This window comes from Streptococcus infantis (genome assembly GCF_019929575.1).
Lineage (GTDB): Bacteria > Bacillota > Bacilli > Lactobacillales > Streptococcaceae > Streptococcus > Streptococcus infantis_L.
Window position 1 is genome coordinate 22,126 of the sequence record NZ_JAHZPU010000019.1, and the last position, 10,395, is coordinate 32,520.

The window sequence follows — 10,395 nt, forward strand, 5'->3', positions numbered from 1 at the left end:
TATAAATGACAAAATTACTTGTAGGATTGGGAAATCCAGGAGATAAATATTTTGAAACTAAACATAATGTTGGCTTTATGCTGATTGACCAACTAGCCAAAAAACAGAATGTTACCTTTACACACGATAAGATATTCCAAGCTGAGTTAGCCTCATTTTTTCTTAACGGTGAAAAAATTTATCTGGTGAAACCGACGACTTTTATGAATGAAAGTGGAAAAGCTGTTCATGCATTGTTAACTTATTATGGTTTAGATATTGAAGATTTACTGATTATTTACGATGACCTTGACATGGAAGTCGGAAAAATTCGTCTTCGTGCTAAAGGATCAGCTGGTGGTCATAATGGAATTAAGTCGATTATTCAACATATTGGTACACAGGTTTTCAATCGTGTAAAGATTGGCATTGGAAGACCTAAAAAAGGAATGTCAGTAGTTCATCATGTTTTGAGTAAGTTTGATCAAGAAGATTATATCGGTATTTTACAGTCAATTGACAAGGTTGACGATGCTGTAAATTATTATTTACAAGAAAAAAACTTTGAAAAGACGATGCAGAAATATAATGGGTAAGGAAATGGCATTAATCGATTTCTTTTTAGAGAATAAACAAATTCTATCTTGGCATGAGAACTTACTACAGAAACAAAGACAATTATTGCTAGGTCTTTCTGGCTCAGCAAAATCTTTAGCGATTGCTAGTAGTCTGAAGAGTCAGGATAAGGTTTTAGTGATTACTTCCACATATGGAGAAGCTGAGCGTCTGATTAATGATCTAATCTCCATATTAGGTTCTGATCTGGTTTATCCATTTCTAGTAGATGATTCACCAATGGTTGAATTTTTGGTATCATCTCAGGAAAAGATTTTTTCTCGGGTTGAAGCTTTGCGTTTTCTAAGAGATGAGTTTCAAAGAGGAATTTTAGTTTGTAACGTCGCAGCTAGTCGAGTATTCTTGCCGAATCCTCAAGTTTTTGATGATAGTATCTTAGAACTTCAAGTGGGGCAAGAATGCGAACAAAGAGAATTAAAAAATCACTTGATTTCTCTTGGTTATAAGAAAGTTACACAAGTTCAAAGTCAGGGAGAATTTAGCCTTCGTGGAGATATTCTAGATATATTTGAAACCTCTCAACTATGTCCTTATCGGATTGAATTTTTCGGTGATGAGATTGATGGCATTAGAGAATTTGATACTGAAACTCAATTATCAAAAGATAGTCAAACTCAAGTACTAATCTATCCAGCTAGTGATATTTTGTTAACGAATGAAGATTATCATCGTGGTCAGAAATTTTTAGAACATGAGATTGATAAGGCACTTTCTCCAACTTTAAAGTCTTACCTAGAAGAAGTTTTTAGTTGTACGAAAGAGCAAGTTCTTCATGCAGATATTCGCAAGTTTTTGTCTGTATTTTATAAAAAACAGTGGACCTTGACAGACTATTTGAATCAAGTGCCTATTATCTTTGATGATTTTCAAAAAATCATGAACCAGTACGATGCTTTTGATAAGGAAATAGCTTGCTACTTTACAGAAGATTTACATAATAGTAAAGCAGTATCAAGTTTACAATATTTTGCTGATGTAGAAAGTCAGTTTAAAAAATATGTACCAGCGACTTTCTTTTCAAATTTTCAAAAAGGGCTTGGAAATTTGAAATTTAATAATCTGTACCAGTTCAATCAATATCCTATGCAAGAGTTCTTTAATCAGTTTTCTTTTCTGAAAGAAGAAATTGAACGTTACAAAAGATTAAAGTATACGGTTGTTCTTCAATCAAGTAGCAAAACTGAACTAAAGAAACTGTCAACGATTCTTGATGAATACGATATTAAAGTTGATAATAGTAATGAAAGTGAAATCTGTAAAGGAACTGTCAATCTTGTTGAAGGAAATCTGCGACATGGCTTTCATTTTGTAGATGAAAATCTTGTATTTATCACTGAATATGAAATTTTTAAAAAGAAGATTAAACGGAAATATCGAAGACAAAATATCAGTAACGCTGAACGATTAAAGGATTATAATGAACTCCAAAAAGGAGACTATGTTGTTCATCAAATCCATGGTATTGGTCAATATTTAGGGATTGAAACGATTGAAATCAAAGGGATTCATAGAGACTATGTAAGTGTTCAATATCAAAATGGAGATCAAATTTCTATTCCTGTGGAGCAGATACAGACTCTTTCTAAGTATGTTTCTAGTGATGGTAAGGCTCCAAAGTTAAACAAATTAAACGATGGACGTTTTAAAAAAGCGAAGCAAAAAGTAAAGAGTCAAGTTGAAGATATTGCAGATGATTTAATTAAGTTATATGCAGAGAGAAGCCAACTTAAAGGTTTTGCATTTTCAAAAGATGATGAAGACCAAAATGCTTTTGACGAAGCATTCCCATATGTAGAGACTGAGGATCAACTTAGAAGTATCGAAGAGATTAAGAAAGATATGCAGGCTTCTCAACCGATGGACCGACTTTTAGTTGGAGATGTTGGTTTTGGTAAGACAGAAGTAGCTATGCGAGCTGCATTTAAGGCTGTCAATGATCATAAACAGGTTGTCGTTTTAGTGCCAACAACCGTTCTTGCTCAGCAACATTACAGTAATTTTAAGGAAAGATTTGAACAATTTGCTGTCAACGTAGATGTTTTGAGTCGTTTCAGAAGTAAAAAAGAACAGACTGAAACACTTGAGAAGTTAAAAAAAGGTCAAGTAGACATCTTGATAGGGACCCATAGAGTCTTGTCTAAAGATGTTGAGTTTGCTGATTTGGGGTTGATGATTATTGATGAAGAGCAACGTTTTGGTGTTAAGCATAAGGAAGCTTTGAAGAAATTAAAAAAGAAGGTTGATGTCTTAACCTTGACAGCGACACCAATTCCTCGAACACTTCATATGTCTATGCTAGGTATCCGAGATTTATCAGTCATAGAGACTCCTCCAACAAATCGATATCCTGTTCAAACCTACGTACTTGAACAGAATGATCGTATCATTCGTGATGCTGTATTGAGAGAAATGGATCGTGGTGGTCAAGTTTACTATCTTTACAATAAAGTTGACACGATTGAAAAGAAGGTTTCAGAGTTACAAGAACTGATTCCAGAAGCTTCTATTGGATTTGTTCATGGTCAAATGAGTGAAATTCGCTTAGAAAATACACTTCTTGATTTCATTGAAGGACAATATGATATTTTAGTAACTACAACAATCATCGAGACAGGAGTAGATATTCCAAATGCTAATACCTTGTTTATAGAAAATGCAGATCATATGGGCTTGTCAACCTTGTATCAATTAAGAGGTCGTGTTGGTCGTAGTAATCGAATTGCTTATGCTTATCTCATGTATCGTCCAGATAAAACTTTGACAGAAGTTTCTGAGAAGAGATTAGAAGCTATCAAAGGTTTCACTGAACTGGGTTCTGGTTTCAAAATTGCTATGCGTGATTTATCCATTCGTGGAGCTGGGAATCTTTTAGGAAGCTCTCAGTCTGGATTTATCGATTCTGTTGGTTTTGAGTTGTACTCTCAGTTGTTAGAAGAAGCAATTGCTAAGAAAAATGGAACTGACAAAAAGCGTGAAAAAGGAAATGCTGAGTTAATTCTACAAATTGATGCTTATCTCCCAGATGAATATATTTCGGATGAAAGACATAAAATTGAAATTTACAAGAGAATTCGTCAGATTGACAATCGTGTCAACTATGAAGAATTACAAGATGAGTTGATCGATCGTTTTGGAGAATATCCAGATGTAGTTGCCTATCTTTTAGAAATTGGTTTAGCAAAAGCTTATCTTGATAAAGTATTTGTCAATCGTGTTGAAAGAAAAAATAATAAACTTGTCATTCAATTTGAAAAAATTTCGCAACAACTATTTTTAACACAAGATTATTTTCAGGCCCTCTCACAGACAAGTTTGAAGGCTAATATTTCTGAGAATCAAGGTTTGATAGAAGTTGTATTTGATATTCGAAATAAAAAAGATTATGAGATTTTAGAAGGATTGTTGACTTTTGCTGAATCCCTAGTGGCCATAAAAAATGCAAAAGAGTCAAATTAGGTATGACATTTTTCTTCTATAAAAGGGAGAAAAATGGTACAATAATAATTTGAGGTAATAAAGATGAGATTAGATAAATATTTAAAAGTATCAAGAATTATTAAGCGCCGTACAGTGGCTAAAGAAGTTGCAGATAAGGGACGTATCAAGGTAAATGGTATTCTTGCTAAGAGCTCTACAGATTTAAAAATCAACGACCAAGTCGAAATTCGTTTCGGAAATAAGTTGTTGCTTGTAAAAGTGTTAGAAATGAAAGATAGCACTAAAAAAGAAGATGCCGCAGGTATGTATGAAATTATCAGCGAAACAAGGGTAGAAAACGATGTATAAAAAAATAGTGCAAATGAATAATTCCTTTATTCAAAATGAACATCAGCGTCGTAAATACTTGATGGAAGAACGACAAAGACGAAATCGTTTTATGGGTTGGGTGTTGATTTTGATTATGTTGTTGTTTATCCTACCAACCTATAATTTGACTCAAAGTTATCAGCAACTACTTGAACGTCGCCAACAGTTATCTGACTTGAAAAAGCAGTATCAAGAATTGAGCGCTGAAAAAGATAAAGAATCAAATCTTGCAACCAAATTAAAGGACGAAACATACGCAGCCAAGTATTTGCGTGCAAAATATTACTATTCAAAATCATGGGAGGAAGTTTATACTATTCCGGACTTACTTCCTAGGTAATGTAAAATGGAAAATTTATTAGATATTGTAGAAAAGTTTTTAAGTCAATCAGATGAAAAATTAGAAGAGTTAGCTCAAAAAAATCATCTGTTACGGCTACAAGAAGAAGAGGAAAAAAAGAATGCGTAAATTTTTAGTGATATTACTACTTCCTATTTTTTTAAAAAGTGTCCAAGTAGTAAGCACTGAGAATCCAGTTATCATTCCAAACCAAGAAGTTTATTCCTTAACCCACGCTTCGTATCATTTTTACTATCAAGATGTTATAGAATCTCCAAAATTTTATGGTGAAACGTCTGTTTATTCTACAGAAGATTTGATTAAAGAATCAGGAAAAGTCAATGCAGATACAAAATTATCTGTTTTAGAATGGAGATTAAATAAACAAGGACAGCCTGTCTTTAAATTGTCAAATAATCAATTTGTGATGGCTGATAAACGACTTTTATACGATAGTTCAATTGTCAACGATTTTTCTAAACGAGTATGGTTAGAACCAGGATTTGTCGTTTATAATAGTCCTTATGATCAACAAGAATTAAAGTCTACTTTAGCAGCTTATCAAGAGGTTGAAGTAGATATGTCTATTTTTGCTGGTGGTCATGAATTTTTACATATCAAACAAATTGGTTGGGTTTCGACGGATTACATTTCCAATGATGACAATCGTATCCAGAAAGTACAAGAGTTGTTATCTGCGAATTATCAAAATGAACAGTTTTCTATTTATGTTAAACAATTGAGCACGGGTAAGGAAGCTGGGATTAACGAAGATCAAAAAATGTACGCTGCTAGTGTTATGAAATTACCTTATCTTTATTCTGTTCAGGAAAAAATCAATCAAGGTGATTACCAACTTGACACGAAACTGAAGTATGTTTCCGAAGTAAATGATTTCCCTGGTTCTTATAAACCGGAAGGAAGTGGAAGTCTCCCTAAAACAGCGGACAATAAAGAGTACACTCTCAAAGATTTAATTACAAAGACAGCGAAAGAATCTGACAATGTAGCTCATAATATTCTTGCTTATTATATTACGAATAAATCAGATGAAGCCTTTAAAAACGAAATGACTGCTATCGCAGGTGAAGAGTGGAACGTAACAGAGAAGTTAGCTTCAGCTAAAATGGCTGGTCAGGTTATGGAATCTATTTACAATCAGAATGGTTTTGTTTTAGAATCCCTATCGCAAACAGCTTTTGATAATCAGCGGATTGCTAAGAATATTTCTGCTAAGGTAGCCCATAAAATTGGGGATGCAGATGAATTTAAACACGATGTGGCAGTAGTCTACACAGATTCTCCTTTCATTATTTCAATCTTTACCAAAAATTCTGATTATGATACCATTTCTAAAATTGCTAAGGATGTCTATGAGGTCCTAAAATGAGAGACCAAGATTTTTTAAATCATTTTTTAGAAAAAGGTTATTTTAAAGATCATTCACGAGTTGTACTAGCCTTGTCTGGTGGATTGGATTCGATGTTTCTTTTTCATCTCCTTTCAACTTACCAAAAAGAACTTGGGATTGATTTGTTTTTAGCTCATGTGAACCATAAACAACGATTAGAATCGGATACTGAGGAATATGAATTAATAAAACTAGCTGAACAAGTTGGAGTTCCAATTTACGTAGCTCATTTTACTGGAGATTTTTCAGAAGCAAATGCTCGTCAATTTCGCTATGATTTTTTTAGAGAAGTAATGGAGAAAACTTCCTCTACAGCCCTTGTAACAGCTCATCATGCAGATGATCAGGCTGAAACGATTTTTATGCGATTGATTCGAGGTGTTAGGTTGCAACACTTATCAGCTATAAAAGAGAGACAAACGTTTGATAAGGGAGAATTAATTCGTCCGTTGCTTTCTTTTTATAAGAAGGATTTTCCTGAAGTTGAGCATTTTGAAGATAGGACGAATAAAGAAAATCATTATTTTCGCAATCGAGTTCGTAATATTTACTTACCACAACTGGAAAAAGAAAATATTCAGCTAAAGAGAGCGTTTTTAGAGTTTGGAAAAGAAGTATCTGACTATCAAATTGCTCTGACTGAATTATCTCAAACAGTCAATGTGGAAGATTTAACTCAGTTTTTATCTTTTAGTGAAGCAACACAGCGAGTTTTACTACAACAATACCTTAGTTGTTTTGCTGATTTAAATGTAACAAGAGAACAATTTCAAGAAATTCTTCATATTTTAAAAACTAAGAGTCAATATCGTCATCGTTTAAAAAATGGTTATGAACTTGTAAAAGAATACCAACACTTTAAAATTTGTAAAATCAGACCAAAGTCTGATGAAAAAAGTAGTGATTGTGTGTTAGACTATCAAAATCAAGTTCATTATGAAGGTTATTTATTCTCATTTGGAATCCCTCTAAAAGGGGAAAATGTCCAAAAGATGAATGTTTCTCGTGAAACATCGTTGATTTTACGGCATCGACAGCCTGGTGATTATTTGATAAAAAACGGTCATCGTAAAAAACTAAGACGACATTTTATTGATTTAAAAATTCCTAAAGAAAAACGAGAAAAAGCTATTATCATTGAGCAATTTGGAAAAATTTGTTCAGTTTTAGGAATTGAAATCAGTGATTTGAGTAAAAAAATGAAAAATGATATAATGAACACTGTACTTTATATAGAAAAAATAGATAGGTAAAATCATGTTAGACAAAGATATCAAGAAAATTTTGATTTCACAAGATGAAATTACAGAAGCAGCTAAAAAATTGGGTGCTCAGTTGACAAAAGATTATGAGGGAAAAAATCCGATTTTAGTTGGAATTCTAAAAGGTTCTATTCCTTTTATGGCAGAATTGGTGAAATATATTGATACACATCTTGAAATGGACTTTATGATGGTCTCTAGCTATCATGGTGGGACTGTAAGTAGTGGTGTCATTAATATTAAACAAGACGTAACTCAAGATATTAAAGGTCGACATGTTGTCTTTGTAGAAGATATCATTGACACTGGTCAAACCTTGAAAAGTTTGAAAGATATGTTTACTGCAAGAGAAGCAACGTCTGTGAAGATTGTTACCATGCTTGATAAACCAGAAGGTCGTACAGTAGAAATCGAAGCAGATTATACATGTTTTACAATTCCAAATGAATTTGTTGTAGGCTACGGTTTAGACTATAATGAAAACTATCGTAACCTTCCTTATGTAGGTGTATTGAAAGAGGAAGTTTACTCAAAATAGAAGGGTAAGTGTTTGAATGCAAAAACAAAATAATGGTTTCATAAAAAATCCATTTCTTTATTTGTTGATGATTTTCTTGCTAGTGACAGGATTCCAGTACTTTTTTGCTGGCAGATCCGCTGGTCATAGTCAACAAATTAAGTACTCAGAATTGGTTCAGGAAATCACTAACGACAATGTAAAAGAAATGACCTACCAACCAAGTGGTAGTGTTATTGAAGTGTATGGTGTCTACAAAACTGCTAAGACAGAGAAACAGGAAACGGGAATTCAATTTTTTACACCCTCTGCTACAAAAGTAGAGAAATTTACAAGTATTGTCCTCCCATCAGATACAACTGTAGCGGATTTGCAAAAGCTAGCAAGTGAACATCAAACAGAAATTGAAGTAAAACACGAAAGCTCAAGTGGTATGTGGATTAACATCCTGGTTTCAGTAGTACCATTTGCTATCTTATTCTTCTTCCTCTTCTCTATGATGGGAAATATGGGCGGAAATAGCGGACGTAATCCAATGAGCTTTGGACGTAGTAAAGCTAAGGCTGCTAACAAAGAGGATATTAAAGTCCGCTTCTCAGATGTCGCAGGCGCAGAGGAAGAAAAACAAGAACTTGTTGAAGTTGTTGAATTCTTAAAAGATCCAAAACGATTTACAAAATTGGGTGCCCGGATTCCAGCTGGTGTTCTCTTAGAGGGGCCTCCGGGAACCGGTAAGACATTACTTGCCAAAGCAGTCGCAGGAGAAGCTGGTGTACCATTCTTTAGTATTTCAGGTTCTGACTTTGTAGAAATGTTCGTCGGTGTCGGTGCAAGCCGTGTACGTTCTCTCTTTGAGGACGCAAAAAAAGCAGCACCAGCTATTATCTTTATCGATGAAATTGATGCCGTTGGTCGCCAACGTGGTGTCGGTTTAGGTGGAGGTAATGATGAACGAGAACAAACCTTAAACCAACTCTTGATTGAAATGGATGGTTTTGAAGGAAATGAAGGAATTATTGTCATTGCGGCAACAAACCGTTCAGATGTTCTTGATCCGGCTCTACTTCGTCCAGGTCGTTTTGATAGAAAAGTATTAGTTGGTCGTCCAGATGTTAAGGGACGCGAAGCAATTTTGAAAGTCCATGCTAGAAATAAACCTTTAGCTGAAGATGTAGATTTGAAATTGGTAGCACAACAAACTCCAGGTTTTGTTGGTGCCGATTTGGAAAATGTATTGAACGAAGCAGCTTTGGTTGCAGCTCGTCGTAATAAATCAGTGATTGATGCTTCTGATATTGATGAAGCTGAAGATCGTGTTATCGCTGGACCATCTAAGAAAGATAAGACAGTTTCACAAAAAGAACGTGAATTGGTTGCCTACCATGAGGCAGGACACACCATTGTCGGTCTAGTATTGTCAAATGCCCGTGTTGTTCATAAAGTTACCATAGTACCACGCGGACGTGCAGGCGGATATATGATTGCACTTCCTAAGGAAGACCAAATGCTTCTATCTAAAGAAGATATGAAAGAACAATTAGCTGGCTTAATGGGTGGACGTGTAGCTGAAGAGATTATCTTTAACGTCCAAACAACTGGAGCATCTAATGACTTCGAACAAGCTACTCAGATGGCGCGTGCAATGGTTACAGAGTATGGTATGAGTGAAAAACTTGGTCCAGTACAATATGAAGGAAGTCATGCCATGTTTGGTGCACAAACCCCTCAAAAATCAATTTCAGAACAAACAGCTTATGAAATTGACGAAGAAGTTCGTTCATTATTGAATGAAGCACGAAACAAAGCTGCTGAAATTATCCAGTCAAATCGTGAAACTCACAAGCTGATTGCAGAAGCATTATTGAAATACGAAACATTGGATAGTACACAAATTAAATCTCTATACGAAACAGGAAAGATGCCTGAAACAATAGAAGAGGAATCACATGCATTATCTTATGATGAAGTAAAATCAAAAATGAGTGAAGAAAATTAATTATCTTAAATACTGTAAACAGAGGAAGCGCAAGTTTTCTCTGTTTTTTTAAAAAAAGTTGAGGAAACTCGAATTTAAATCAAAGATTTCGATATATAGAAAACAAAATACAAGTTCACCTATGTCAATGCTCTCTTAGAGGAAATGATTCAAATTTTCTGAAAACAAGAATGCAACAGTTACTTGAATAATATGAAGAAATGTTTTCAAAAAATGATATGTGTTTCATAAAAAACAATTATTGTAAGAAAAAAATTAACCGAAACTCTGGTCAGACGAACGATTTAAAGGCCGCAAAGCCCTTCTCAGAGAGCTGAAGGCAGTAATCCAGGAGAAATGAAAAAAAGTTAAAAAAAGGTGTTGACAAAGCAAAAAAAGTCGGTATAATAGTAAGAGTTGAAAATAACAACTCCGGTCCGTTGGTCAAGGGGTTAAGACACCGCCTTT

Annotated in this window: 9 protein-coding genes; all 9 read left to right on the top strand. The window is 34.3% G+C overall.

All coding sequences use genetic code 11. From position 1 onward, the window contains the following. Positions 1–5: 5 nt before the first annotated feature. The 9 genes from pth to ftsH all read left to right on the top strand — a co-directional run bounded on the left by pth (position 6) and on the right by ftsH (position 9,948). On the top strand, positions 6–575 hold the full coding sequence (gene pth, locus K1I67_RS06895; protein ID WP_045613244.1) for an aminoacyl-tRNA hydrolase: 570 nt from the start codon (positions 6–8) through the stop codon (positions 573–575). Continuing rightward, positions 568–4,071 carry a transcription-repair coupling factor gene (gene mfd, locus K1I67_RS06900; protein WP_223339374.1) on the top strand — a complete coding sequence of 1,168 codons (3,504 nt, stop codon included), beginning with the start codon at positions 568–570 and terminating at the stop codon, positions 4,069–4,071. The genes pth and mfd overlap by 8 nt, the downstream gene beginning before the upstream one ends. 63 nt (positions 4,072–4,134) lie before the next feature. After that, complete coding sequence (locus K1I67_RS06905) at positions 4,135–4,401, top strand: RNA-binding S4 domain-containing protein (RefSeq protein ID WP_001234970.1); 267 nt, start codon at positions 4,135–4,137, stop codon at positions 4,399–4,401. Then, entirely contained in the window at positions 4,394–4,762 is a 369-nt protein-coding gene (locus K1I67_RS06910) for a septum formation initiator family protein (RefSeq protein ID WP_223339375.1), read from the top strand. Before K1I67_RS06905 ends, K1I67_RS06910 begins: the two co-directional genes overlap by 8 nt. A 6-nt stretch (positions 4,763–4,768) precedes the next feature. Then, positions 4,769–4,891 carry an SP_0009 family protein gene (locus K1I67_RS09935; RefSeq protein ID WP_045762396.1) on the top strand — a complete coding sequence of 41 codons (123 nt, stop codon included), beginning with the start codon at positions 4,769–4,771 and terminating at the stop codon, positions 4,889–4,891. After that, complete coding sequence (locus K1I67_RS06915) at positions 4,884–6,152, top strand: serine hydrolase (RefSeq protein WP_223339376.1); 1,269 nt, start codon at positions 4,884–4,886, stop codon at positions 6,150–6,152. Before K1I67_RS09935 ends, K1I67_RS06915 begins: the two co-directional genes overlap by 8 nt. Beyond that, on the top strand, positions 6,149–7,426 hold the full coding sequence (gene tilS, locus K1I67_RS06920; protein ID WP_223339377.1) for a tRNA lysidine(34) synthetase TilS: 1,278 nt from the start codon (positions 6,149–6,151) through the stop codon (positions 7,424–7,426). The genes K1I67_RS06915 and tilS overlap by 4 nt, the downstream gene beginning before the upstream one ends. Positions 7,427–7,430: 4 nt before the next feature. After that, the gene (gene hpt / locus K1I67_RS06925; RefSeq protein ID WP_223339378.1) at positions 7,431–7,973 is read left to right on the top strand and encodes a hypoxanthine phosphoribosyltransferase; all 543 of its coding nucleotides are present in this window, start codon (positions 7,431–7,433) and stop codon (positions 7,971–7,973) included. A 16-nt stretch (positions 7,974–7,989) separates the two neighbouring features. Further along, on the top strand, positions 7,990–9,948 hold the full coding sequence (gene ftsH, locus K1I67_RS06930) for an ATP-dependent zinc metalloprotease FtsH (RefSeq protein WP_223339379.1): 1,959 nt from the start codon (positions 7,990–7,992) through the stop codon (positions 9,946–9,948). Positions 9,949–10,395: the final 447 nt, after the last annotated feature.